Below are 23,460 nucleotides of genomic sequence, written 5' to 3'. Positions count from 1 at the left end.
AGCGAGCCTGCTCGCGAAGGCGTCAGATCGGCCAACACCGTCTCACGTCAGAACGTCTGCCCCAGATTCAGATAAACCGCCTGCTCATCCGCATCATTCAACCCATAAGTGAAATTCAACGGCCCCAGCGGCGTATCGAAGCCGATAAACACACTCGCGGCATTGATGTAGCCGCTGTCGAATTCATTGTCGTTGTTCCACGCCCGACCGCGCTCCAGCGAGGCGCCGGCGTACAGCGGGAAGTCCAGTGGCAGGTATGAGCGCGGCGTCAGGCGACGGTAATACACAGCGCGCATCAGGCTGACGTTCTGCCCGGACAGCGCATCCTCACGGAACCCCGACAACTGCCGCGCGCCGCCGAGCAGGAAGCTCGAAGTCACCACGTTGGCATCGTCCAGCGTCCGACCGTAGCGCCCGCCGAGTATCAGCGTATCCGGCCCGTGGCTCATGGCCTTGTCGAAATTCACTTCCCATTGACGATAGCGCGTGTCCGAGCTCAGTCCCGGTTCGAATTGCGTAAAGGTCAGGCTGACGTCCTTGCCCTCGTGTGGAAAGTAGACGTTGTCCAGAGAGTCGTAGGAATACTTCACGGTGTAGAAGCCTTCGTTGAAACTTTCGCTCGGCAGATCCTGATCACCGATGCGCACGTCAGCCTTGCCCCAGGCCTGCCCAATGCCGAGTCGCACTTCACCGTTGTTGCCGATCTGCCGCCCAAGGTTGAGGCCGAAGCCGTAACGCTCGACGCGATACTGCGCGATCGGATCGTTATCCAGCACCGAGTCAACGTTCTGCGCCTCGAACGACCCATAGGGCGCGACGAAGTAGCGAGAGCCGACGTCCAGCGGCTGATAGAACTCGCTGTACAGCTCCTGCTTGTCGCCGATCTGCGCCCGGGTCAGCCATTCCGCGCCGAGGCGGTTGATGCCGTTGACGCGGTAACTGGCGCCGAGGTTGAAAGCACTGTCGCCGCGCATGTCGTCCGACAGGTTGAGGCCGACCCGCAAATAATCGGTACCGCTGCGCTTGCCGCTGGCACTGATGACCAGGGTGTGATCCTGGCCTTTGTGCACCACGCGGTAACGCACTTGATCGAAGTAATCGAGACCGTACAACGTGCCCATGTCCGAATGCAGGCGGCCGAGGTCGAGCGGCGCGCCGATCGGCTGGCGGATGTAATAGCGAATCACGTCATCGTCTACTTTCGAGTCATTCTCGACACGAATGGCCGTGATGATCGGCGTGCGCTGTCCGGGCTGGCGCGCGGCGTTGAGTTCGGCGTCCTGGGTTTCAGTGGGCTTGAGTTGCGCCAGGCGCGCATCGAGGATCCGCGTGGCGCGGTAACCGGCGTCGATCATCTCCTGAGCCTTGCCGAAATCGGTCACGCCGAACGCGGCCAGCGCAGGCTGAATCAGCACGTCGTTGGCGTGCAGAGTCGCCAGTTGTTCTTCGGAGTTGCGCCGGGTCATCAGGGTGATCGACTGATTGAGCACATCCACCACCGTGGTCAGTTGCTTGCGATTGCGCAGCGGTGTGCCGATATCGACGACGATGGCGATGTCGACGCCCATCTCCCGCGCGACATCGAGCGGGATGTTGTCGGTCATGCCGCCGTCCACCAGCAGGCGCCCGTCGAGCTCGACCGGGGCGAACACCGCCGGGATCGACATGCTGGCGCGGATCACCTGCGGCAGGTGACCTTTGCGAAACACCACTTTTTCGCCATTGGCGATGTCGGTGGTCACCGCGCGAAACGGGATCGGCAGCTTGTCGAAGTCGCGGGTGTCGCTGGTGTGGGCCAACAGGCTTTCCAGCAGCAGTGCGAGGTTTTGCCCCTGAATCACTCCCAGTGGCAGGCCGAGGCTGCCGTCGTCGCGAAAACTGAGTTTCTGCTTCACCAGAAAGTCGCGGTCGTCCTGCTTGCGGCGAAATGGCACGTCCTCACGCGGCGGGGCGTCGGACAGAGCCGCTTGCCAGTCGATGCTCAGGGCGAGTTTTTCCAACTCGTCAATCTTGTAACCCGAGGCATACAGGCCGCCGACCACCGCGCCCATGCTGGTACCGGCAATCGCATCGATTTTGATGCCTTGTTCTTCCAGTGCCTTGAGCACGCCGATGTGCGCCAGCCCGCGTGCAGCGCCGCCGGACAGCACCAGGCCGACTTTCGGTCGTGGCGCTTCACTGGCGTGAACCAGCAGGGGAAGGAAACCAAGCAGCAGGCAGAGCAGCAAACGGCGCATTGTGAGTCTCGGGGCAAGCGGTAAAGCCGGCTATTATAGCGGCGCCCTCTGTCTCAGGAGTTTCAGCGATCATGACCGTCGCCAAAGCCGAAGTTGTCATCACTTATTGCACCCAATGCCAGTGGCTGCTGCGCGCGGCGTGGCTGGCCCAGGAGCTGCTCAGCACCTTCGCTGACGACCTGGGCAAAGTGTCATTGGTGCCGGGCACCGGCGGGGTGTTTCACATCACCTGCGCGGGCGTGCAGATCTGGGAGCGCAAGGCCGACGGTGGTTTCCCCGAGGCCAAGGTGTTGAAACAGCGGGTGCGCGATCAGATCGATCCCGACCGCGACCTCGGTCACAACGACCGCACTCAGTGAGAGGCGGCCTCGGCGGCGACGGTTTTCTTGTCGGCCGAGCCTGACATCCGCGCCGACACCACGATCGCGACGATGATCAGCGCGCCGCCGATGAGCATGCGCAGGGTCGGGGTTTCAACGAACAGCAGCCAGGCGATGGTGATGCCGTAGACCGGCTCCATGGCGAACACCACCGCCGCCGTGCGCGCTTTGATCACCGCCAGACTGGCGACGAACAGGCTGTGTGCCACGCCCGTGCAGAACACCCCGAGCAGGGCGATCCACAACCAGTCCAGCGCTCGAACCTGACTCAACTGCGGCGCCGCGACCGGCAACAGACACAAGGCCACGACGACGTTCTGGCACAACGCTGCCTGCACCGCCGGGATGCGTCCGGAGCTGGCGCGGTTGGTCAGCGACAGAAGAGAAAACAGCAGGCCGGACAGTACCGCCCAGAGCAGGCCGACGGTGGCGCCGCTGGCCAGATCGAACGCCGGGGTTACCAGCACCAGACCGACGCTGACCAATACCACCAGGAGAATTTCATTGGCGCGGATGCGTTCGCGGAAGATCAGCCCTTCGAGAATCACCGTGAACGCCGGGAAACTGGCAAAGCCCAAGGTGGCAATGGCTACCCCGGCGATCTTCACCGAAACAAAAAAACTCACCCAGTGCCCGGCCAGCAACACACCACTCAGCGCCAGGCGTCGCCAGTCCACTGCTTGCAGCTTTTGCCAGCCGCTCTGGCTGGCGAATCGAGCGAAGAAGGCCAGGGCAAGCACGGCGAAAGCAGCGCGGCCGAACACGATGACCGCCGGCGATGCGGCAGCGAGTTTGCCGAACACACCGGTCAGGCCGAACATCAAAGCGCCGATGTGCAGGGCGCCGAGGGCGGTACGCGGAGTCATTGCAATCCTTAATCCAGACACAGTTTTGATCGTTCCCACGCAGGAGCGTGGGAACACTCATCAAAAGAGCGCCAGTCTAAAGCGCTGTCGCCGTCGCGTCTGTCATCCGATTCCTCAATTTTTCAACGATGTGCGCTGTCACACGACTGACTCGCGCCTGTCACGGGCGATTAACGGCGCGCGCGCAAGCTGGCGAAAACATCGCAGAGGGTTGCCCATGACCAGCGCCGAGCTCGCCCGACCCAGTCGCAAACAACGGGTGCGAACCCTGTGGATCTCCGATGTGCATCTGGGCACCCGGGATTGTCAGGCCGAGCACTTGTCGCAATTTCTCAAGGGCTACCACGCCGACAAGGTCTATCTGGTCGGTGACATTATCGACGGCTGGAAACTGCGCAGCGGCATGTACTGGCCGCAGGCGCACACCAACGTCATCCGCCGACTGCTGACCATGAGCAAGCGCGGCACCGAAGTAATCTACGTCACCGGCAACCATGACGAATTCCTGCGGCGCTATTCGAAACTGATTCTGGGCAATATCCAGTTGGTCGACGAAGCTGTGCATGTCACTGCCGATGGCCGGCATTTGCTGGTGATTCACGGCGACCAGTTCGACGTGATCACCCGTTATCACCGCTGGCTGGCGTTTCTTGGCGACTCCGCCTACGAATTCACCCTGACGCTCAACCGCTGGCTCAATCACTGGCGCGCCCGTTATGGCTACGGTTACTGGTCGCTGTCGGCCTACCTGAAACACAAGGTCAAGACAGCGGTGAGTTTCATCAGCGACTTTGAAGAAGCCATCGCCCACGAATGCGTGAAGCGCGAACTGCATGGCGTGGTTTGCGGACATATCCACCATGCCGAGATTCGCAAGGTGGGGGAGGTGGACTACCTCAACTGCGGCGACTGGGTCGAGTCGTGCACGGCGCTGATCGAGCATTGGGACGGCACGATCGAGCTGTATCGATTGGCGGATGCGCAGGCGCGGGAGGCGGAATTGAAAGCTGCCAAAATTGCCGAGATCGCCTGAGCGAAAAAGCACCCTGTGGGAGCGAGCCTGCTCGCGAAGGCGTAGCGTCAGACGAAACTTCTGTGCCTGATACAGCGCTTTCGCGAGCAGGCTCGCTCCCACATGTGTTCTCAGGCCGGGCTGTGTTCTTGCATCGCGGCTTTGTAAATCGAGTTTTTCGGCTGCGCAAACAGCCTTTCCATCATCGGCTCGAAGAAACTCAGCGGCAGCGTGTCATACGCCGGATCAAACGCCGCCGCGTCGTATTTGGCGCAGAACTCGGCAGTGGCGTGGAACTGCGGATGATCCTTGAATTGCTCGCGTAAATGCCGGTCCATGCCCAGGTGATGAAAGAAGTAATAGCCCTGAAAGATGCCGTGCTTCTCCACCATCCACAGATTTTCCGCACTCACGAACGGCTTGAGAATCGCTGCGGCGATGTCCGGATGGTTGTACGAACCGAGGGTGTCGCCAATGTCGTGCAACAGCGCGCAGACCACGTATTCCTCGTCACGCCCGTCGCGAAAGGCGCGGGTCGCGGTTTGCAACGAGTGGGTCAGGCGATCCACGGGGAAACCGCCGAAGTCGCCCTCAAGCAGCTTCAGATGCGCGAGGATCCGCGACGGCAGCTGTCTGGCATAGGCACTGAAATCAGCGGCGATGATCGCCCAGTCTTCCTCGGTGCCGTCCTTCATATGGGTGAAGCGAGCATGGGCATTCATGGGCAGACCCTCATTCAGAACGCCACGCGACCGAGAATCATGTCGCGGTACATGACGAAATCGCCGAGCAGGCTGTACAGCGGATGCTGAAACGTCGCCGGGCGGTTTTTTTCGAAAAAGAAGTGGCCGATCCAGGCAAAGCTGTAACCCGCCAGAGGCAGGGCCAGCAACAGCAGCCAGGCGCTTTTGGCGATGCTGAGCGCGAGAATGAAGATGACCAGAGACGTGCCGATGAAATGCAGACGACGACAGGTGCTGTTGCTGTGCTCGGCGAGGTAATACGGGTAGAACTCGGCGAAGCTGTTGAACTGCTTGATGTTTTCCACGACCGCGCTCTCTGTGGTGATTGTTCTGGCGACAAGTTGTGCGTCGGGCAGCTTATTTGAGTCTAGAGTGATCATTGGCGTGGGCCAGTGACAATCGGCGCCACTTTAGTATCCTTCGCAAATAGGGCGGTTATCTGCAGCCCGTCATGTAAAAGAATAACAACCATGAGCGAACGAACGACTTCTGCAAGCTGGGCGATGGGGATTGTCAAAGCACTGGAGATGGACGGCCTGGATTGCCGGGTTCTGTTCAAGCAACTGGGGCTGGACTTCAGTGCCCTCGAAGATCCGGATGCGCGTTTCCCGCAGGATTCCATGACCCGGCTCTGGCAGCGCGCGGTGGAGGTTTCCGGCAACCCGGCGATCGGCCTGAACATGGGCAAAGTGGTGCGCCCGGCATCGTTTCACGTCGCCGGCTATGCGCTGATGTCGAGCAACACGCTGGCTGAAGGCTTCCAGCGTCTGGTGCGCTATCAACGAATCATTGCCGAAAGCGCTGACCTGAGCTTTCGCCTGCTCGACGAAGGCTACGCGCTGATTCTCACCGTGCACGGCGATCATCTGCCGCCGACCCGGCAGAGTGCCGAAGCGTCACTGGCATGTGCACTGGCGCTGTGCGGCTGGCTGACCGGGCGTCCGCTGCACCCGGTCAAAGTGCTGGTTCAGGGCGATCAGCCGACAAACCTGCAACCCTATAAAGAAGCCTTTCACGCACCGCTGGTGTTCAACGCGCCTTACGATGCGTTGATCTTCGAACGTGCCGATATGGAGGCGCCGCTGCCGACCGCCAATGAAGCCATGGCGCTGTTGCATGATCGCTTTGCCGGGGAATATCTGGCGCGGTTTTCCGAAAGTCGCGTGACGCACCGGGCACGTCAGGTGCTGTGTCGTTTGCTGCCCCAGGGCGAGCCCAAGCGTGACACCGTGGCGCAGACGCTGCACCTGTCGCAGCGTACGTTGCAGCGGCGCTTGCAGGAGGAGGGCACCAGTTTTCAGCAGTTGCTCGACGACACCCGGCGCGAGCTGGCCGAGCAATATCTGGCGCAACCGAGCATGACCTTGCTGGAAATCGCTTACCTGTTGGGCTTTGCCGACCCGAGCAACTTCTTCCGCGCGTTTCGCCGCTGGTTCGACACCACACCCGGCGAATACCGCTTGCGCCTGACGCAGGTGCCGGACGCGGTCAATGACGCCAGAACGCCGGAATACACAGCACAAACACCGTAATGATCTCCAGTCGGCCGAGCAGCATGCCGAACGACAGAATCCATTTCGCCGCATCCGGCAGGGTCGCGAAGTTGCCGGCCGGGCCGATGGTTTCGCCCAGACCCGGGCCGACGCCGGACACGGTGCTGGCGGCGCCGGTCAGTGCGGTCATCCAGTCGACTCCGAGCAGCGACAGCAGCAGGGCGATCACGCAGATGGTGATGGCGAAGAAAAACGAGAAGGTCAGGATCGAACGGACAATTTCTTCGTCGAGGCGGTGACCGTTGTACTTCTGCTTGATCACCGCGCGCGGGTGGATCAGCTGATTGAGGTTGGCCTTGAGCAGGATGTAGGCGACCTGGAAACGGAAAATCTTGATCCCGCCTGCGGTCGAACCTGAGCAACCGCCGACAAAGCCCAGATAGAAAAACAGCATCAGCGAGAAGTTGCCCCACAGGCTGTAGTCGCCGAGGGCGAAACCGGTGGTAGTGACTACCGAGGTCACGTTCAGCGCCACATGCCGCAGCGCTTCCAGCCAATGCAGCTTGGTGGTCCACCAATACCAGGTGCCGAGCACCAGCCAGGTCACCAGCAACATCGCCAGCAAACCCTGCACCTGTTGATCCTTGATCAACGCCCGGCGGTTGCCGCGCAGCGTCGCCACGTACAGGGTGAACGGCAGACTGCCGAGGATCATGATGACGATGGCCACCCAGTGCACCGCCGGTTGCGTCCATTTGGCCAGCGACTGGTCGGAGGTCGAGAAACCACCGGTGGAAATCGCCGACATCGCGTGGTTGATCGCATCGAACGGGCTCATCCCCGCCCACCAGAATGCCAGGCTGCCGAGAATGGTGATGCCGACGTAGGCCGCCACAATCAGCCGCGCCACCATGTGCGAGCGCGGCATGACTTTTTCCGAGCGGTCCGAGGATTCGGTCTGGAACAGGCGCATGCCACCGATGCGCAGCAGCGGCAGAATCGCCACCGCCATGCCGATAAAGCCGATGCCGCCGATCCAGTGCAGCAGCGACCGCCACATCAGAATCCCCGGCGACATGTTGTCCAGGCCGTTGAGCACGGTGGAGCCGGTGGCGGTGATGCCGGACATGCTTTCGAAGAACGAGTCGGTGTAGCTGATGTGCTGGGTCAGCAGAAACGGCAGCGCGGCGAAGATGCACACCACCAGCCAGCTGCTGACCGTCAGCAGATACATGTCGCGCGGGCGCAGGTGGATGTGTTCGGGTCTGCCGGGTATCACCAGAGCGAGGCCGGCGACAAAGGTGATCATGCTCGCCCAGAGGAACGACGGCAGGTCGCTGGTGCGCTCGAAAATCACCAGCGTGGCCATCGGCACGACCATGGCCACAGCCAGGGTGATCAGGAAGATGCCGATGATGAAACCAATGATCCGTAAGGTCGGCAACGCCATGAAATCCGCTCGGGCTGGTGGGAGAAGGGCGCCATTCTACCTGCGGGGCAAGGCATGTAAACCGGCAGGCGCTGCGCAGATGAAGCTAGAATAGCCGCACATTTTTCAAAGGAGGTGGCCGATGCAGGCTCTCGACGCGTTGCTCAACCGTGTTTCCGTTCCCCGACTGGTCGAACCGGCCCCCACTGCCGAGCAGCGCGAAGCCCTGTTCGGCGCGGCCCTGCGTGCCCCGGATCACGGGCATTTGCAGCCGTACCGCTTTTTGACCGTCGAAGGCGCAGCGCGTGAGCAAATGGGCGAGTTGCTGGCCGAGGCGGCCCGCCAGCAGAGCGGCGAAGTCACCGACGCGATGATCGACAAGGCCCGCAATGGTCCGCTGCGCGCGCCGCTGGTGGTTGTGGTCATCGCGAAATTGCAGGAACACGTGAAATACCCGAAGGCCGAGCAACTGCTCACGGCGGGCTGTGCGGCTCACGGGATTCTGCTGGCGGCGTATGCGCAGGGAATCGGCGCGGTGTGGCGCACCGGGGACCTGGCGTATTCCAGGCATGTGGCCGAAGGTTTGGGGCTGGAGGAAGGCGAGGAGGTGATCGCGTTTCTCTATCTCGGCACACCGCAGAAAGAGCCGCGGGTGGCCGAGAAGGTTGATCTGGCTGAATTCGTCAGAGCCTGGCCCGCTAAAGCCTGAAGATCAAAAGCCCCTCACCCTAACCCTCTCCCCGAGGGAGAGGGGACTGATTGGGGGATGCTTTGGAATTACACCGACCTGAGCGACCTTCGCTGAATCCAGAGTCGGGATACCGGATATCTAGTTTCTGCGAATCCATAAGGTCGATGCACAACGGCAGACAACCCGGTCGGCCCCCTCTCCCTCCGGGAGAGGGTTGGGGTGAGGGGCTTTTCAGGGCTGGACGATAACTCCCGGCACCAAGGGCAACTCCAGACTCGCCACAAAGCCGCCCTGCGGATGATTGGCCAGCGTCAGCGTGCCGCCATGCCGTTCCGCCGCCCGTTTGGCAATCGCCAGCCCCAGGCCATGCCCGGCAGCGGTCTGCCCCGGCGCCCGGTAGAACGGCTCGCCCAACTGACTCAGATGTTCGGTCTGCACCCCCGGGCCGTGGTCGCGCACGCTGATGACAATCCGCTCTCCCTGCCGCGCAGCCTGCAATTCGATCGGCTGATCGCTCGGGTTGAAGCGCTGGGCGTTGCGCAGCAGGTTATCCACGGCGCGTTCGATCATCGTCGGCCAGCCTTTGAGATTCAGCTGCGGCTCGGCTTGCAGGCGTACGGTCTGCTCGGGCGAGCTGAGCTGCGCATCCTTTTGCAGCGCGGCGAGCAACGCATTCAGGTCCACTTCTTCAGCGCTGGCGTTGTCGGCATCGACTCGTGCCAGTACCAGAATTTCACTGATCAACGCCTCCAACCGGTCGCATTCACGGGTCAGGCGTGGCCACAGTTTTTCGCGCTCGTCAGGGTTGGCGCGCTCGGCCAAAGCCAGCGCGATGCGCAGGCGCGCCAGTGGTGAGCGCAGTTCATGGGAGACATCGCGCAGCAGCTGTCGCTGACTGCCGATCAGGCTTTGCAGGCGCGCGCCCATGCGGTTGAAATCGGTGGCCAGCACGCCGAATTCGTCACGGCGGTTGGCCAGTTTCGCCAGACTGTTCTGCTGATATGTGGTCTGTCCCAGATCATGCACCGCGCCGCGCAAGCGACTCAGTGGGCGGGTGATGGAGAAAGTCACGAGCAAACTGAACAGGGTCAGCACTACCAGCGCGATGCCCAGCGCACTCAGCGGCCAGAGCAGGCTTTCGCGGTGCCAGGCGTCGAGTTCCGGGTGTGGGATGCGGTAGATGAACAGGTAGGTGTCACCGGTTTTTTCGCTGGTGATTTCGTCGGTCAGACGCCGCCACGGCAAGCGGCGGTCATCGTTGTTCTGCCGCGCCTCGAATGCTGCGGCCCGGCGCGGGAAGGTGCCACGCACCACCGGATCGCCGGTTTCGTTGAGCACTTGAACGTCGATGTGATACTGGCGTTTGCGTTGTTCGAGAATGTCCTGCGCGGCTTCTTCGCCCTGGGTTTCGTAGGTCTGCGTCCATTCTGCCGCCAGCGTGTTGAGGCCGGGATGGCGGCTGAGAATCCATGCGTCCTGATTGAGCATGTGCCCAAGCAGGATCGACAGCCCGGCTACCAGAGCGATGGCCAGCCAGAAGCTCGCAAGAATCCGCCAGAATAGTGAACGCACAGAAACTCCTCGAAAATCACACCGTTCAAATGTGGGAGCGAGCCTGCTCGCGAAGACGTAGTGTCAGTCAAACCATCGCTGGCTGATACACCGCCTTCGCGAGCAGGCTCGCTCCCACATTTGATTTGAATGGAACAGGCCCGACGAGTTGAGTCGTCGGGCCCAGGGTCAAGCCATTATTGCGCCTTTTGTGCCTGCTGCGCTTTCCAGGCCATGAACTCGGCCCATTCGGCGCGGCGTTCGGCGCGTTTCTTCTGGATCTCGTCGAACTGCTTCTGTTGCTCGGGCTTAAGCAGTGCACGGACATCGGACTCGGCTTTCTTGTGGTTGGCCGCGATCTCGTCCTTCATGGCTTTCTGGTCGGCCGGCGAGAGTTTCTCCAGGTACTTGTCGACCACCTGCTTACGCTCGTGCATCTGCTCGCCCATGATCTTGCGAATCTGCTCGCGCTGTTCGCGGGACAGATCGAGCTGGCTGTACGGGCCTTTGCCGTGCATGCCGCCGTGCATCTGACCACCGTGGCGCGGGCCATCCAGCGGACCACCCAGCGGACCGCCATCCTGCGGCATGGCCATGGCCACGGTTGGCAGAGCGGCAGCGAACATCAGAGCGATAAGAGTCTTGCGCATGGTGTATCTCCTTGTCTCGTTCCCGGTACGTTCCGGATGAGTGCAGATTACGCAGATCAAGGTCAGCGGCGGTCAGCGCAGCGTAAAGCTTCGGTAAAGACGTTTCGTGCCCGGCCTTACACATACCCAGTGCAGGTGATGCTGAAGGCTGCGATCTTTTGGATAATGCACGGGCCGAGGCTGTGATCGCTCATTTAGACGGTACTCGCTCAGCATAAGAGCAACGGCTGCGTGCCTTAACAAAGCAAATACCGAGATCCCCATGACAAATAAAACGTTTACCAGGCAAGTCGGCCCATGGCTGATGGCAGCTTTATCGGTCAATGCGATTTTTTTGGCATTCTTGATTTTTGATCATGGTTCGCAGGGGCACGATAAGAAGATGATCAAAACTAAAGAACCGTTGCTGATCGAGGTTCCAAACGGCGACGAGAATTACTACGTGCTGCCGCAGGGTACTACGCTATATCACGATAAAAGCTTTCCTGAAGGGCATGATCGTTATGTGGTGTATCTCAACCATAAGGGTACGATTGCCCACGAAGAAGTACCGATGAAGCCTGAGTACGGCGGTTCTTTCATTGATCCGCTCTGGCTGGCAAATGTTGATGCGAATACTTTGCAAGAAATTTTCAAGCGTTTTCCACTTTCCAAAAAAGACATTGCCGCTGCCATTAAGGCCAACGAGATAACCAAGGACGATTTGGCCGACATTATTCGTTCGATGCCCGATTAACCGATTATGAGGCACCGAAGGCACCGAAGGCAGCGATCTTCAGGCTGTGGGACGCGAAACTTCCCAGGCCGCATTCCTTTGCTGCGCGTGGGAACGATCAGACACCACAAATCCAAAGCCAACCACCCGCTCCTAACCACTCAACAATGAGCGTTAGCTCGAGTGCCCTTGATCTTGCCTAACCGGCGACATCGGAAGGCTGAGTGGAGGGATTGATCCGGGCGTGGGAGCGTAGCGACCGTCTGGCGCAGCCAGACACAGCGGAAGTAGGTGCAGCGAAGCAAACCGGAGCCGCTGCGCCCGGATCGATCCCGCAGCGAAGGAACCCGAGCCTGCGAGGGCCGAACGTAGGAGCAAGCCTTTTGGGTTACCTTTTTGGCGTTTGAAAAAGGTGACCCGCTGTAAGAGCGGAACCTTAAGTAGCCGTTACCGCAGCAACGGATATACACGCAAAAAACCCGACCAAACAAACACCATCGCCAGCCGGCCCGCACAGGATAAGTGCGCTGGTTCAGAGGCTGTAGTAATAACCACGACTACGCAGCGCAACGATGCGCGGGCGGCCGTCGGGGTGGGGGCCGATTTTTTTGCGCAGATTGCTGACGTGCATGTCGAGGCTGCGGTCGTACAGGGTCAGCTTGCGGCCGAGGGCCAGTTGCGCCAGTTCCTGTTTGTCCAGCGGCTCGCCGGGTTGCTTGAGCAGGGCTTCGAGCAGGCGGCTTTCGGAAACGGTCAGGGTCAGTTCTTTTTCGTCGATGCTGACCACGCCGCGCACCGGGCTGAAACTCAGGTCGCCCAGCTCAAGTTGCGTTGACACAGCGGCGGGATGGCTGCGGCGCAACACGGCGCGCAGGCGCGCGGTCAGTTCGCGGGGGTCGCAGGGTTTGGCCAGGTAATCGTCGGCGCCCAGTTCGAGGCCGAGGATGCGGTCCAGCGGTTCGCCACGCGCTGACAGCATCAGCACCGGCAGGTCGGCGTGGTCGTTGCGCAATTGCTTGAGCAGTTCCAGACCGCTGCCGTCGGGCAGCATCACGTCCAGCACCACCGCCGCCGGGGCGGTTTCGGCCAACGCCTTGCGGGCGCTCTGGCCGTCGTGGCAGGCGCGCACCTGGAAGCCTTCCTGGCTCAACCAGCTACTCAGGAGTTCGCACAACTCCTGGTCATCATCAATCAGTAACAGCTCGCTCATGACTCACTCAATTTAGCCATTGCCGACGTTTTCGGCTTGCACCACTGGCAAAGATACCGCAGAGCAGCGCCAATAGCGCTACCCCGGCGCCAGTGACGAACCACTGCTGTTGATCGGTCAGCAAACGCGGCAGCGGGCTGGCCTGGGCTTCCTTGAGTTGCAGCTTCAGACGCTGGTTCTCCTGGCGCAGCCGGGCGAGCTGGGCGCTTTCGCGAGTGTTGTCGGCATTTTGCAGTTGTTTGTTCAGTTCTTCACGCTGCTGTTCACTGGCCTTGAGCCGCTGTTGCAGTTCGGTGATCTGGCTGCCGGCGCTCAGCGACAATGGCGTGGAGCTGCCGCTTTCGGTGGTTTCCTCACCATGGGCGGGGGCCATGATCGACAACGTGAGCAACATCAGACACAACGGACCCTTGCGCATCGCGACACCTGTTTCCAAATGGATATTGGGCAGGTTGTCGGCAGGCAAACGAGAATAATGAGCGATTGTGGCGAGGGGATTTATCCCCGTTCGGCTGCGCAGCAGTCGTGAGTTATTGAACGCGGTGTGTCAGACATTCCGCGTTGGATGGGTTTGGGGCGGCTTCGCCACCCAGCGGGGCGGTGCGACGTTTCGCTAAATCCCCTCGCCACATAAATCCCCTCGGCATTTCAACACCGGATTACGGCAGGACTTGCTTGAACGGCTTGACGATCACGTTGGCGTAGACGCCGGCGGCAATGTACGGATCGGCATCGGCCCAGGCCTGTGCGGCGCTCAGGGAGTCGAACTCGGCGACGATCAGGCTGCCGGTGAAACCCGCTGCGCCCGGATCATTGCTGTCGACGGCCGGGTGCGGGCCGGCCAGCACGATGCGGCCTTCGCCCTTGAGCGCTTGCAGGCGTTCCAGATGAGCGGGGCGTGCGGCCAGGCGAGCTTCCAGCGAGTTGGCAGCGTCGGTGGCAATGATGGCGTAGAGCATGTCAGTCCTCGGTTTTAGGCGTTGTGGTATCGGTGTCATGCAGATGGCGCGACAGGTAAACGCCCTGTGCGACCAGGAACAGCACGGTCATGCCCAGGCTGCCGAACACCTTGAAGTCGACCCAGATGCTCTGGAAGGTGAAGGCGACGAACAGGTTGGCTGCGCCGCAGAACAGGAAGAAGCCGATCCAGGCGATGTTCAGGCGCGTCCAGACCGGGTCTGGCAGGGTCAGCGCGTGGCCCATGATGCGTTTGATCAGCAGGCGATCGCCGATGAAATGGCTGCCGATGAACGCCGCAGCGAACAACCAGTTGACCACCGGCGCTTTCCATTTCAGGAAGGTTTCGCTGTGAAAGGCCAGCGTCAGGCTGCCGAATACCAGGCAGGCGATCAGCGTCAGCCATTGGCTCTTTTCCAGCTTGCGCTGCTTGATGAACAGCGCGCCGTACACCACCAGGGAGCTGATGATCAGCATCGCCGTGGCGCTGTAGATACCGCCTACGGTCACTTGCTGGCCGGCAATGTCGACGACCCGTGGATCAAGTTTGTAAACGATGAAGAACAGCAGAAGCGGGATGAAATCGATGAATTGTTTCACAGTGAGAGCCAGAAGCTGGATGTGGCGGCATAATAACAAACATATGGGCGCGCGATAGCGCCAGCTGATTTGAGGTTACAACTCCCCGTGAATGTTGATTTGCACTGCCACAGCACGGCCTCCGACGGCGCCCTGGCGCCTGCGGTTCTGGTTGCGCGAGCGTTCGAAAACGGCGTGCGAGTCCTGGCGTTGACCGACCACGACACCCTTGAGGGGCTCGCCGAGGCGCGTACTGCCGCCACCGAGTTGGGCATGCAACTGGTCAACGGCGTCGAATTGTCCTGCACCTGGGGCGGGGCGACTATTCACGTGCTGGGCTACGGTTTCGACGTCAACGCCGCGCCGTTGGTCGAAGCGATCGCCAAATTGCACGATGGCCGCTGGCTGCGGTCGGAAGAAATAAGCCGCAAGCTCGCTCTCAAGGGCATGCCCGGTGCTCTCGACGGCGCCCGGCAGATCCAGCAGGAACTGGGCGACAGCGGCAACGCGCCGGCCCGGCCGCATTTTGCCGACTGGATGGTGCGTGAAGGTTATGTAAAGGATCGCGCCGAGGCGTTTCGCAAATGGCTCGGCGCCGGCAAGCTCGGCGACGTCAAGCTGCACTGGCCGACCCTGGAAGACACCGTCGCCACCCTGCGCGCCGCCGGTGCCTGGGTCAGCCTGGCGCATCCCTGGCACTACGATTTCACCCGTAGCAAGCGCCGAAAGCTGATTGCCGACTATATTCAAGCAGGCGGGCATGCTATCGAGGTGGTCAATGGCCATCAGCCCGCAGAACAGGTGGGCAGCCTGGCGATCCTTGCCCGTGAGTTCGGTCTGCTGGTCAGCGCCGGCAGTGACTTCCATGGCCCTGGCGGCTGGTCCGAGATCGGCCAGTACCGGCCGGTTCCCGAGGACCTTCCACCCCTGTGGTGTCGGTTCAAACATGACACAGATATTGCCGCCGTCTGAACAGGTAGAGAATGTGAGTCAATTTTTCCAGATACATCCGGAAAACCCGCAAGCGCGCCTGATCAAACAGGCGGTCGAGATCATCCGCAAGGGCGGGGTGGTGATTTATCCCACGGACTCGTCCTACGCCATCGGTTGCCAGATCGGCGACAAGACCGCCATCGAGCGTGTGCGCCGGCTGCGTCAGCTCGATGAAAAGCACAACTTCGCGCTGATCTGCAGCGACCTGTCGCAACTGGGCAATTACGCCAAGATCGACACCGGCACTTTCCGCATTCTCAAGGCGCACCTGCCGGGGCCTTACACCTTTATTCTCAACGCCACCCGCGAAGTGCCGCGCCTGTTGCTGCATCCGAAGAAACGCACCATCGGCCTGCGCGTGCCAAGCCATCCGATCGCGCTGGCGCTGCTGGCCGAACTCGGCGAGCCGCTGATGAGTGTGACGCTGATCATGCCCGGCGACGAAGACCCGCTCAGCGATCCCTACGAAATGCGCCAGTTGCTTGAGCATCAGGTCGATCTGATCATCGACGGCGGTTTTGGCGGCATCAAGGCCTCGACGGTGATTGACCTGACCGGCGACGACCCGGAAGTGGTCCGTGTCGGTTGCGGCGATCCAACGCCGTTCATGGTCGAGGCCTGAATGTCCGCAGTGGAAACCGTGGTCGATCCCCAGGCCGGCGCCCAGCAGGAACTGCCGTTCGCGATGGTCTATGGCCAGGCGGTCATGGAAATGCCGCTGGATCTGTATATCCCGCCGGATGCGCTGGAAGTCTTTCTTGAAGCCTTCGAAGGCCCGCTCGACCTGCTGCTGTATCTGATCCGCAAACAGAACATCAATATCCTCGACATCCCGGTGGCGGAAATCACCCGCCAGTACATGGGCTACGTCGAGTTGATGCAATCGGTGCGTCTGGAACTGGCTGCCGAATATCTGGTGATGGCGGCGATGCTCGCCGAGATCAAATCGCGCATGCTTCTGCCGCGCGCCGAAACCGTTGAAGATGAAGAAGACGACCCGCGCGCTGAACTGATCCGCCGCTTGCAGGAATACGAGCGCTTCAAGGCCGCTGCCGAAGGTATTGATGGTCTGAGCCGGGTCGGTCGCGATGTGATCGTGCCCAAGCTCGACGCCCCGGAAGCGCGGGCGCGCAAGCTGTTGCCCGACGTCGCGCTGGAAGAGATTCTGATGTGCATGGCCGAAGTTCTGCGCCGTGGCGACATGTTCGAAAGCCACCAGGTCAGCCGTGAAGCGCTGTCCACCCGCGAGCGCATGAGCGATGTGCTGGAACGGCTCAAGGGCGGCGGTTTCGTGCCGTTTGTCGAGCTGTTCACCGCTGAAGAAGGTCGCCTGGGTGTGGTGGTGACCTTCATGGCGATCCTTGAACTGGTCAAGGAATCCTTGGTCGAGCTGGTGCAGAATGAGCCGTTCGCCGCGATCCACGTGCGAGCCCGAGCCGAATAACGAGTCCCTGTATGAACCTGACTGAACCCCGCGAGCTGGCGTCCCTGCTTGAAGCCTTTCTGTTGGCCTCGGGAAAGCCGCAATCCCTTGAGCGCCTGTTTGAACTGTTCGAAGAAGGCGAGCGGCCGGAGCCGGCGGTCTTCAAGAAAGCCCTGACCCTGCTCGGCAAGTCCTGCGAGGGCCGTGCCTTTGAACTCAAGGAAGTCTCGTCGGGCTATCGCTTGCAGATCCGCGAGAAGTTCTCGCCGTGGGTCGGCCGACTCTGGGAAGAGCGCCCGCAACGCTATTCCCGTGCGTTGCTGGAAACCATCGCGTTGATCGCCTATCGCCAGCCGATCACTCGTGGCGAAATCGAAGATGTGCGTGGCGTGGCGGTGAACAGTAACATCGTCAAAACCTTGCTTGAGCGTGAGTGGATTCGCGTCGTCGGCTATCGCGACGTGCCGGGCAAACCGGCGATGTTCGCCACGACCAAGGCGTTTCTCGACCACTTCAACCTGAAAAACCTCGAAGACCTGCCGCCGCTGGCCGAACTGCGCGAGATGGAAGCCGAACCGGTGCTCGATTTCGACGACGCGCCGGTGCCGCAGAGTCTGCAGGAGCTGGCCGACGCCAGCGCTGAGCCGGAGGAGGAAAAGGAAGAAACCAGTTTCCATTCCCTGCTGCTGGAGCTGGACAGCATGGAAGAGGGCATCAAAACCGACTTCGACGACTTGCTGCGCGATGCGGTGGATGGCGAAGCGCCGGTGCCGGAGCCTGAGATTATCGCGCCGGTTGTTGAAGCTGAAGCTGAAGTTGAACTTGAAGCGGCGCCTGACGCCGAACCGGAAGAAGATATTCTCGGTGTCGCCGAAGCTCGCGAGAAACTCCTGGCCGCCGTAGCCGCCCTCGAACAGCCGGAACCGGAACTCAGCGAAGAAGAAGCCGAAGCCCGCGCACTGGCTGAGGCAATCGAAGCCGAACGGCGCGAGTTCGAAGAATGACGCCTATTGAGAAACCAATGTAGACCCTTGTGGGAGCGAGCCTGCTCGCGAAGGCGGTGTGTCAGATACATCGATACTGAATGACACTGCGCCTTCGCGAGCAGGCTCGCTCCCACAGGGTGAAATGTCGTTCTGGAGATTGCGATGAGCTCAACCAAAGACCCCTGCATCAGCCTCTGCAAATTCTCCGACGACATCTGCCTGGGTTGCGGTCGCAGCAAGCGCGAGATCAAGGCCTGGAAGAAACTCGACAAGGACGACAAACGCACGGTGCTGGCGGAAGCCGCGCTGCGCCTGATCAAACTCGGCGGTGCCGGTCGGCGGAAAAAGAAATAACCGGCAATCGATCAGCTAGTCTCTGATGCGCGATGGCGCACATCCGCGTATGATTCGCGACCCTTCGCCGATCCCTTCGGCCGAACACCAGTTTCCAATGCTTCAGGCGCCGCCTGAACAGACCACACCGGGAGGTGCCCAGATGAGTGACATCAATCAGCAAGACGACCAGGAAATCGGCCCAGCAGGCGAAAAGCTGCAGAAAGTCCTCGCCCGTATCGGCGTCGGCTCGCGCCGTGACGTCGAAGCCTGGATCAGCCAGGGCCGGATCAAGGTCAATGGCAAAGACGCCACCCTCGGCCTGCGCGTCGACATGCATGACGCCATTACCATCGATGGCAAAGTGATCAAACGCGAAGAGGCCGCCGAATCGGTGCGCCGCGTGATCATGTACAACAAGCCTGACGGCGAAATCTGCACCCGTGACGACCCGGAAGGCCGTCCGACCGTATTCGACAAGCTGCCGCGTCCGAAAGAAGGCCGCTGGATCAACATCGGCCGTCTCGACATCAACACCACCGGTCTGCTGATGTTCACCACTGACGGTGAACTGGCCAACCGTTTGATGCACCCGTCCTACGAGATGGACCGCGAGTACGCCGTACGCGTACGCGGTGAAGTCGATGACGAGATGATCGAACGCCTCAAGGCCGGCGTGGTGCTGGAAGACGGCCCGGCGCGTTTCACCGACATTCAACAGGCGCCGGGCGGTGAAGGTTTCAACCACTGGTACCACTGCGTGGTCATGGAAGGGCGTAACCGTGAAGTGCGTCGTCTGTGGGAATCGCAGGGTCTGGTGGTCAGCCGTCTGAAGCGCGTGCGTTTCGGTCCGGTGTTCCTCAACTCCGACCTGCCGATGGGCCGCTGGCGCGAAATGAGCCAGTACGAAGTCGACGTGCTCAGCGCCGAAGTCGGCCTGACGCCGGTGGCGATGCCGCAGCTGAACGCCAAGAGCAAGGACAAGCTCGAACGCATGCAGCGCAAATCGTCGCGGCCGATGGCCAAGACCGAGCGCGTGCGCACCTTGCGTCCAGCCGCCGGCGCACCGACCGGTCCACGCCCGGGCCGCGAGCCGCAGATCGAAGGCGAGCGTCCAGGTCGCAAGCCAGTCGCCCGTGACGGCGAGCGCGCACCGCGTCCGGCCAATGGCCGTACTGAGCGCGGCGAACGCGGCGCTCCTGCCGGTCGCGGTACGCCAGTGGCGGATCGTCCAGCCGACACCACCAACAAGCGCCCGGCCAAACCAGCGCCGAAGCGTCCGGGGATCAAACTGGTCGACGGCGACAAGCCCTCGGGCAAGCGTCGCGGCGCACCGGCCGGTTCCGGTCAGCGCCCGGGGTTTGGACGCAAGAAGCCGGAATAAGGCAGCTGTGAGTTACTAGCTGCAAGCTGCAAGCTGAAGCAAAAACGCCAACCTAAGGGTTGGCGTTTTTTTGTCTGGCTCTCATGTGCGGTGCGCTCACCCGTAGGAGCTGACGAGTGAAACGAGGCTGCTATCTTTTGATCTTGAAAATCAACATCTAAAGATCGCAGCCTCGTTTAACTCGTCAGCTCCTACAGGGCTCATGCGCAGTCTAGAAGACGAATCGCCCATCAAACACCGGCTTGTCATCCAGCGCCAACACCCCGCCAGAAAAGATCAAATCCAGGTGATGGCTGCCCTTGGCACCACCGCCCAATCCGAGATGCAGCCCACAGTGCCGCTCCTCGAACCCGGCATTACGCGCATACAGATCCTTCACGCCTTCGTTGGTGCCAATCCCCAACTCCTCAATCCGCCGGTTTGAAGGGTTGGCGTCCAGGTATTTGTTGAAATCATGCTCCAGCCCCGGCACGTCGGTAGCGATGCGGCTGATGGTCGAGTTCTCGATCCATAGCTCCAGCGGCGATTCCAGCACGCCGTACTTGCGCGCGAACGGGATGGTGCTGAGGAAGGTGCCCTTGAATTTCACATGGCCGTTGATGGCTTCGCTGTGGGTGGCGATTTCGCCGGGAGCGAGGTCGAAGTTGCCGACGCCGTTGATGTCGGTCCACTTCTTGATGCTGCTCATCGGCGTTTCGAACCATGAGCCGTGGTCATCCTTGAAGCTCAGCGTGGTCGCCTGGGACATACGCTGGATCAGGTGACTGTTGAGCCCGGCGATGCGTTGCGGAGTGATACTGAAGGTGTCGTAGAAGTAATCGCCGTAATCCTTGAACAGCAGCGACTTCTTCCAGTTTTCCGCCATGACCGCTTGCAGCGCACGAACGAACTCCGGGCCATCGGGTCGTGGGTTGGGCAGGGTAGAAGAGTCGTAGAAGAAAATGTACAGATCGCTGTCGGCAATTGCCTCGGACAGCGCTGCGGTGCTTTCCAGGTCCAGACGCCGGACGCTGAACTGAAAGCGCGGATGTTCGCCGGCCTGTTCGGCGATCGCGCCGGTCAGGGCTTCGTAATCGGCGGTATGGCCGAGCATGACCTTCGCCGAGTCGAGGCCGGCGAGGGCAGGGTGATGTTCGAGGTAGTAAAGGAAATGCGAGATGGCGCGGGGCTTGTCCATGAATCCTCCCTGACTGACCGGGAAATGAAGCGGCAGGCACGACCGGCCGGACCGTGCCTGCCCGGGATGTCTTACAGAGGCCACATCGCCGTGCCGAACGGAACGACCGCGTCGGCTTGCATCATTTCCACAGCGGCCTCATGGGTTGGCGCTTCAAACCATTCGTCCAGTTGCAGTTCGGTATCCAAGTCTTTTTCCAGTGCTTGCATGGTCGATCTCCTAGAGAATTTCACGGTTTATGACTGACCGGTCGAGGTGGCCGGTGAGACGTGAAAAACCTAGTTGAGGCTTTTTGCGAATGCAAAATTTTATCCATTTAATTTTTAAATAGACTTTTTGTTCTGTTTTTCTAAATGAGTTTTCTTGTTTTAAAACAGAAAAATGGGTTGTCGGATTCGATAGCAAGCTAGCGACCGTCAAGATGCAGACGTCCTTCGGAAATTTCTGATTCGGAAAGTTTACGTTACGCGTTGTAAACAATACGTGACAAAACGGTCCGCCAGCGGTGCGCTTTTGCCTGCTTATGGCGCCCTGTAAGGAAAAGCTTCCGAAACCCGACAGTGCGGGCGCCACGCAAGGCTCTGGCGCGCTTGTTTCCAGCGCTCAGGCAGGGTGTGATGCGCCCCATGCCTGTTGTGCAGGCCAATAACAAGAAGGAGGCGCAATGAACGCCGCGACTGATTTCCACTTCTCCCCGTGGGACGGTTTTCTCCTCGTCCCCGTCGATGGCCTGCAAAGGCCTGACTCAAATTTTGCAGCCGCTCGAGACTGTCGAGGCGGACACATGCAATCCCGGCAACCGACACGCTGATCAGGCGGGTCTGGCAGCAGGGGGTTAGCGGTGTACAATGCGCCGCGTTTTAACTGTGACCCTCTGCGTAATCGCAAAAATCTCGAGGCTATCCGCCTTGTTCACTCCGCCGCGCCACAAGCGTGCCGGGTTCGATTTCGTCACAGATAAAAACAAACAGGTGACGCATGACCGTTGTAAATGAGCTGAACTCCTGGTGCCTGCGCTGGGGTTTGATCGGGGCTGCCTGAAATCGCAACCTTGCAGCAACGTCTACTGAACATCATCAAACCTTGCGTGAGACCTTTTTCATGAGTGGACAACCCTCGCAATCAGGCGAGCTGAAACGCGGCCTGAAAAATCGCCATATTCAACTGATCGCCCTCGGTGGCGCGATCGGTACCGGATTGTTCCTCGGTTCTGCCGGGGTACTGAAATCCGCCGGCCCGTCGATGATCCTCGGCTACGCCATCTGCGGCTTCATCGCCTTCATGATCATGCGCCAGCTCGGCGAAATGATCGTCGAAGAGCCGGTGGCCGGTTCCTTCAGCCATTTCGCGCACAAATACTGGGGCGGTTTCGCCGGGTTCCTGTCGGGCTGGAACTGCTGGATTCTGTACATTCTGGTGGGCATGTCCGAGCTGACAGCAGTCGGCAAATACATTCACTACTGGGCGCCGGATATCCCGACCTGGGTCTCCGCTGCGGCATTCTTTGTGCTGATCAACGCGATCAACCTGGCCAACGTCAAAGTCTTCGGTGAAGCCGAATTCTGGTTTGCGATCATCAAGGTTGTGGCGATTGTCGGCATGATTGCGCTGGGCAGCTACCTGCTGGTCAGTGGCCACGGCGGCCCGCAAGCCTCGGTGAGCAACCTGTGGTCCCACGGCGGGTTCTTCCCCAACGGCGTGAGCGGTCTGGTGATGGCCATGGCGATCATCATGTTCTCGTTCGGCGGTCTGGAAATGCTCGGTTTCACCGCCGCTGAAGCCGACAAACCGAAAACCGTGATTCCGAAAGCGATCAACCAGGTGATCTACCGCATCCTGATTTTCTACATTGGCGCACTGGTGATCCTGCTGTCGCTGACCCCGTGGGACAGCCTGCTGGAAACCCTCAACGCCTCGGGCGATTCCTACAGCGGTAGCCCGTTCGTCCAGGTGTTCTCGATGCTCGGCAGCAACACCGCCGCGCACATCCTCAACTTCGTCGTGCTGACCGCTGCGCTGTCGGTATACAACAGCGGTACCTACTGCAACAGCCGTATGTTGTTGGGCATGGCCGAGCAGGGCGATGCGCCGAAAGGCCTGGCGAAGATCGACAAGCGCGGCGTGCCGGTGCGTTCGATTCTGGCGTCGGCGGCAGTGACGCTGGTTGCCGTGCTGCTCAACTACCTGATCCCGCAGCACGCGCTGGAACTGCTGATGTCGCTGGTGGTTGCGACGCTGGTGATCAACTGGGCGATGATCAGCTACTCGCACTTCAAGTTTCGCCAGCACATGAACCAGACCAAACAGACGCCATTGTTCAAGGCGCTGTGGTACCCGTACGGCAACTTCGTCTGCCTGGCGTTCGTGGTGTTCATTCTTGGCGTGATGCTGTTGATTCCGGGGATTCAGATCTCGGTGTACGCGATTCCGGTTTGGGTCGTGTTCATGTGGGTCTGCTACGTGATCAAGAACAAGCGCAGTGTGCAGCCGGTGGTGGCTGCGACGGCGAAATAACCTAGCAGGTAGAAACGACGAACCCGGCCAGAGTGCCGGGTTTGTTGTTTCCAGAGGTCCCGAAAGATTCCCCTGTGGGAGCGAGCCTGCTCGCGAAAGCGTCGTACCAGCTTGCATAAATGCCGACTGACACACCG

The 23,460-nt window shown here is 60.4% G+C and carries 25 protein-coding genes; 12 read left to right on the top strand and 13 right to left on the bottom strand.

Going from position 1 to position 23,460, the window contains the following annotated elements:
• Positions 1 to 47: 47 nt before the first annotated feature.
• The gene (locus PspCFBP13508_RS27030; RefSeq protein WP_137216258.1) at positions 48 to 2,237 is read right to left on the bottom strand and encodes a patatin-like phospholipase family protein; all 2,190 of its coding nucleotides are present in this window, start codon (positions 2,235 to 2,237) and stop codon (positions 48 to 50) included.
• A 71-nt stretch (positions 2,238 to 2,308) separates the two neighbouring features.
• On the opposite strand from PspCFBP13508_RS27030, the gene PspCFBP13508_RS27025 reads away from it, so the two are divergent.
• Positions 2,309 to 2,596, top strand: coding sequence for a SelT/SelW/SelH family protein (locus tag PspCFBP13508_RS27025; protein WP_016771139.1), 288 nt, complete (start codon positions 2,309 to 2,311; stop codon positions 2,594 to 2,596).
• Here PspCFBP13508_RS27025 and PspCFBP13508_RS27020 read toward each other — a convergent pair.
• Positions 2,590 to 3,483 (bottom strand): DMT family transporter, encoded by an 894-nt coding sequence (locus PspCFBP13508_RS27020; RefSeq protein WP_137216257.1) that lies wholly within the window; start codon positions 3,481 to 3,483, stop codon positions 2,590 to 2,592. The two genes, PspCFBP13508_RS27025 and PspCFBP13508_RS27020, sit on opposite strands and share 7 nt — an antisense overlap.
• Before the next feature lie 217 nt (positions 3,484 to 3,700).
• Here PspCFBP13508_RS27020 and PspCFBP13508_RS27015 point away from each other — a divergent pair, with 217 nt between their 5' ends.
• Positions 3,701 to 4,516 (top strand): UDP-2,3-diacylglucosamine diphosphatase, encoded by an 816-nt coding sequence (locus PspCFBP13508_RS27015; protein WP_137216256.1) that lies wholly within the window; start codon positions 3,701 to 3,703, stop codon positions 4,514 to 4,516.
• Between the two features lie 110 nt (positions 4,517 to 4,626).
• Here PspCFBP13508_RS27015 and PspCFBP13508_RS27010 read toward each other — a convergent pair whose 3' ends face one another.
• Together PspCFBP13508_RS27010 and PspCFBP13508_RS27005 are read right to left on the bottom strand one after the other, a co-directional pair.
• Positions 4,627 to 5,217 (bottom strand): HD domain-containing protein, encoded by a 591-nt coding sequence (locus PspCFBP13508_RS27010; RefSeq protein ID WP_056783723.1) that lies wholly within the window; start codon positions 5,215 to 5,217, stop codon positions 4,627 to 4,629.
• A gap of 14 nt (positions 5,218 to 5,231) precedes the next feature.
• Positions 5,232 to 5,543, bottom strand: a complete 312-nt coding sequence (locus PspCFBP13508_RS27005) for a DUF962 domain-containing protein (RefSeq protein WP_130910813.1) — start codon at positions 5,541 to 5,543, stop codon at positions 5,232 to 5,234.
• A gap of 165 nt (positions 5,544 to 5,708) precedes the next feature.
• Between PspCFBP13508_RS27005 and PspCFBP13508_RS27000 the strand changes: the two genes are divergently transcribed.
• A complete protein-coding gene (locus tag PspCFBP13508_RS27000; protein WP_202883387.1) occupies positions 5,709 to 6,770 on the top strand; it encodes an AraC family transcriptional regulator in 1,062 nt (353 codons plus the stop codon).
• On the opposite strand, the gene PspCFBP13508_RS26995 is transcribed toward PspCFBP13508_RS27000, so the two are convergent.
• On the bottom strand, positions 6,727 to 8,181 hold the full coding sequence (locus PspCFBP13508_RS26995) for a TrkH family potassium uptake protein (RefSeq protein WP_038363735.1): 1,455 nt from the start codon (positions 8,179 to 8,181) through the stop codon (positions 6,727 to 6,729). The genes PspCFBP13508_RS27000 and PspCFBP13508_RS26995 overlap by 44 nt on opposite strands.
• A gap of 121 nt (positions 8,182 to 8,302) precedes the next feature.
• Between PspCFBP13508_RS26995 and PspCFBP13508_RS26990 the strand changes: the two genes are divergently transcribed.
• Complete coding sequence (locus tag PspCFBP13508_RS26990; RefSeq protein ID WP_137216255.1) at positions 8,303 to 8,869, top strand: nitroreductase family protein; 567 nt, start codon at positions 8,303 to 8,305, stop codon at positions 8,867 to 8,869.
• Positions 8,870 to 9,082: 213 nt separating this feature from the next.
• Here PspCFBP13508_RS26990 and PspCFBP13508_RS26985 read toward each other — a convergent pair whose 3' ends face one another.
• Positions 9,083 to 10,423 (bottom strand): HAMP domain-containing sensor histidine kinase, encoded by a 1,341-nt coding sequence (locus PspCFBP13508_RS26985; RefSeq protein ID WP_137216254.1) that lies wholly within the window; start codon positions 10,421 to 10,423, stop codon positions 9,083 to 9,085.
• 176 nt (positions 10,424 to 10,599) lie between these two features.
• On the bottom strand, positions 10,600 to 11,052 hold the full coding sequence (locus tag PspCFBP13508_RS26980) for a Spy/CpxP family protein refolding chaperone (RefSeq protein WP_137216253.1): 453 nt from the start codon (positions 11,050 to 11,052) through the stop codon (positions 10,600 to 10,602).
• 262 nt (positions 11,053 to 11,314) lie between these two features.
• On the opposite strand from PspCFBP13508_RS26980, the gene PspCFBP13508_RS26975 reads away from it, so the two are divergent.
• Positions 11,315 to 11,788 carry a hypothetical protein gene (locus PspCFBP13508_RS26975; protein WP_130909571.1) on the top strand — a complete coding sequence of 158 codons (474 nt, stop codon included), beginning with the start codon at positions 11,315 to 11,317 and terminating at the stop codon, positions 11,786 to 11,788.
• Positions 11,789 to 12,299: 511 nt separating this feature from the next.
• Here PspCFBP13508_RS26975 and PspCFBP13508_RS26970 read toward each other — a convergent pair.
• The 4 genes from PspCFBP13508_RS26970 to PspCFBP13508_RS26955 form a co-directional block, all read right to left on the bottom strand.
• Entirely contained in the window at positions 12,300 to 12,977 is a 678-nt protein-coding gene (locus PspCFBP13508_RS26970; RefSeq protein ID WP_016771129.1) for a response regulator transcription factor, read from the bottom strand.
• Positions 12,978 to 12,984: 7 nt separating this feature from the next.
• Complete coding sequence (locus PspCFBP13508_RS26965) at positions 12,985 to 13,395, bottom strand: translation initiation factor 2 (protein ID WP_016771128.1); 411 nt, start codon at positions 13,393 to 13,395, stop codon at positions 12,985 to 12,987.
• Between the two features lie 241 nt (positions 13,396 to 13,636).
• Positions 13,637 to 13,936, bottom strand: a complete 300-nt coding sequence (locus tag PspCFBP13508_RS26960; protein WP_137216252.1) for a YciI family protein — start codon at positions 13,934 to 13,936, stop codon at positions 13,637 to 13,639.
• A gap of 1 nt (position 13,937) precedes the next feature.
• Positions 13,938 to 14,534, bottom strand: coding sequence for a septation protein A (locus PspCFBP13508_RS26955; protein WP_016771126.1), 597 nt, complete (start codon positions 14,532 to 14,534; stop codon positions 13,938 to 13,940).
• 87 nt (positions 14,535 to 14,621) lie between these two features.
• Between PspCFBP13508_RS26955 and PspCFBP13508_RS26950 the strand changes: the two genes are divergently transcribed.
• The 6 genes from PspCFBP13508_RS26950 (at position 14,622) to rluB (ending at position 19,632) form a co-directional block, all read left to right on the top strand.
• Entirely contained in the window at positions 14,622 to 15,485 is an 864-nt protein-coding gene (locus PspCFBP13508_RS26950) for a PHP domain-containing protein (protein WP_016771125.1), read from the top strand.
• 13 nt (positions 15,486 to 15,498) lie between these two features.
• The gene (locus PspCFBP13508_RS26945) at positions 15,499 to 16,128 is read left to right on the top strand and encodes an L-threonylcarbamoyladenylate synthase (protein WP_016771124.1); all 630 of its coding nucleotides are present in this window, start codon (positions 15,499 to 15,501) and stop codon (positions 16,126 to 16,128) included.
• A gap of 123 nt (positions 16,129 to 16,251) precedes the next feature.
• The gene (locus tag PspCFBP13508_RS26940; RefSeq protein WP_172828192.1) at positions 16,252 to 16,950 is read left to right on the top strand and encodes a ScpA family protein; all 699 of its coding nucleotides are present in this window, start codon (positions 16,252 to 16,254) and stop codon (positions 16,948 to 16,950) included.
• A gap of 11 nt (positions 16,951 to 16,961) precedes the next feature.
• Complete coding sequence (scpB, locus tag PspCFBP13508_RS26935; RefSeq protein ID WP_137216251.1) at positions 16,962 to 17,933, top strand: SMC-Scp complex subunit ScpB; 972 nt, start codon at positions 16,962 to 16,964, stop codon at positions 17,931 to 17,933.
• Between the two features lie 144 nt (positions 17,934 to 18,077).
• Entirely contained in the window at positions 18,078 to 18,269 is a 192-nt protein-coding gene (locus PspCFBP13508_RS26930; protein WP_016771121.1) for a DUF1289 domain-containing protein, read from the top strand.
• Between the two features lie 142 nt (positions 18,270 to 18,411).
• The gene (rluB, locus tag PspCFBP13508_RS26925; RefSeq protein ID WP_137216250.1) at positions 18,412 to 19,632 is read left to right on the top strand and encodes a 23S rRNA pseudouridine(2605) synthase RluB; all 1,221 of its coding nucleotides are present in this window, start codon (positions 18,412 to 18,414) and stop codon (positions 19,630 to 19,632) included.
• A 211-nt stretch (positions 19,633 to 19,843) separates the two neighbouring features.
• Here the strand turns inward: rluB and PspCFBP13508_RS26920 are convergent, their stop codons facing one another.
• Both PspCFBP13508_RS26920 and PspCFBP13508_RS27495 read right to left on the bottom strand, forming a co-directional pair.
• On the bottom strand, positions 19,844 to 20,809 hold the full coding sequence (locus PspCFBP13508_RS26920) for a leucyl aminopeptidase (RefSeq protein WP_137216249.1): 966 nt from the start codon (positions 20,807 to 20,809) through the stop codon (positions 19,844 to 19,846).
• 71 nt (positions 20,810 to 20,880) lie between these two features.
• Positions 20,881 to 21,018 carry a hypothetical protein gene (locus PspCFBP13508_RS27495; protein ID WP_003222780.1) on the bottom strand — a complete coding sequence of 46 codons (138 nt, stop codon included), beginning with the start codon at positions 21,016 to 21,018 and terminating at the stop codon, positions 20,881 to 20,883.
• A gap of 892 nt (positions 21,019 to 21,910) precedes the next feature.
• Between PspCFBP13508_RS27495 and PspCFBP13508_RS26915 the strand changes: the two genes are divergently transcribed.
• Positions 21,911 to 23,323, top strand: a complete 1,413-nt coding sequence (locus PspCFBP13508_RS26915; RefSeq protein WP_137216248.1) for an amino acid permease — start codon at positions 21,911 to 21,913, stop codon at positions 23,321 to 23,323.
• Positions 23,324 to 23,460 lie beyond the last annotated feature (137 nt).

The organism is Pseudomonas sp. CFBP13508 (genome assembly GCF_005233515.1).
Lineage (GTDB): Bacteria > Pseudomonadota > Gammaproteobacteria > Pseudomonadales > Pseudomonadaceae > Aquipseudomonas > Aquipseudomonas mercuritolerans.
This window is presented reverse-complemented; position numbering and strand designations above follow the sequence as displayed.

Coding starts and splice junctions, on each gene's coding strand:
- PspCFBP13508_RS27030 (WP_137216258.1), bottom strand. CDS start 2,237: ATGCGCCGTTTGCTGCTCTGCCTGCTGCTTGGTTTCCTTCCCCTGCTG.
- PspCFBP13508_RS27025 (WP_016771139.1), top strand. CDS start 2,309: ATGACCGTCGCCAAAGCCGAAGTTGTCATCACTTATTGCACCCAATGC.
- PspCFBP13508_RS27020 (WP_137216257.1), bottom strand. CDS start 3,483: ATGACTCCGCGTACCGCCCTCGGCGCCCTGCACATCGGCGCTTTGATG.
- PspCFBP13508_RS27015 (WP_137216256.1), top strand. CDS start 3,701: ATGACCAGCGCCGAGCTCGCCCGACCCAGTCGCAAACAACGGGTGCGA.
- PspCFBP13508_RS27010 (WP_056783723.1), bottom strand. CDS start 5,217: ATGAATGCCCATGCTCGCTTCACCCATATGAAGGACGGCACCGAGGAA.
- PspCFBP13508_RS27000 (WP_202883387.1), top strand. CDS start 5,709: ATGAGCGAACGAACGACTTCTGCAAGCTGGGCGATGGGGATTGTCAAA.
- PspCFBP13508_RS26995 (WP_038363735.1), bottom strand. CDS start 8,181: ATGGCGTTGCCGACCTTACGGATCATTGGTTTCATCATCGGCATCTTC.
- PspCFBP13508_RS26990 (WP_137216255.1), top strand. CDS start 8,303: ATGCAGGCTCTCGACGCGTTGCTCAACCGTGTTTCCGTTCCCCGACTG.
- PspCFBP13508_RS26980 (WP_137216253.1), bottom strand. CDS start 11,052: ATGCGCAAGACTCTTATCGCTCTGATGTTCGCTGCCGCTCTGCCAACC.
- PspCFBP13508_RS26975 (WP_130909571.1), top strand. CDS start 11,315: ATGACAAATAAAACGTTTACCAGGCAAGTCGGCCCATGGCTGATGGCA.
- PspCFBP13508_RS26970 (WP_016771129.1), bottom strand. CDS start 12,977: ATGAGCGAGCTGTTACTGATTGATGATGACCAGGAGTTGTGCGAACTC.
- PspCFBP13508_RS26965 (WP_016771128.1), bottom strand. CDS start 13,395: ATGCGCAAGGGTCCGTTGTGTCTGATGTTGCTCACGTTGTCGATCATG.
- PspCFBP13508_RS26960 (WP_137216252.1), bottom strand. CDS start 13,936: ATGCTCTACGCCATCATTGCCACCGACGCTGCCAACTCGCTGGAAGCT.
- scpB (WP_137216251.1), top strand. CDS start 16,962: ATGAACCTGACTGAACCCCGCGAGCTGGCGTCCCTGCTTGAAGCCTTT.
- PspCFBP13508_RS26930 (WP_016771121.1), top strand. CDS start 18,078: ATGAGCTCAACCAAAGACCCCTGCATCAGCCTCTGCAAATTCTCCGAC.
- rluB (WP_137216250.1), top strand. CDS start 18,412: ATGAGTGACATCAATCAGCAAGACGACCAGGAAATCGGCCCAGCAGGC.
- PspCFBP13508_RS26920 (WP_137216249.1), bottom strand. CDS start 20,809: ATGGACAAGCCCCGCGCCATCTCGCATTTCCTTTACTACCTCGAACAT.
- PspCFBP13508_RS27495 (WP_003222780.1), bottom strand. CDS start 21,018: ATGCAAGCACTGGAAAAAGACTTGGATACCGAACTGCAACTGGACGAA.
- PspCFBP13508_RS26915 (WP_137216248.1), top strand. CDS start 21,911: ATGAGTGGACAACCCTCGCAATCAGGCGAGCTGAAACGCGGCCTGAAA.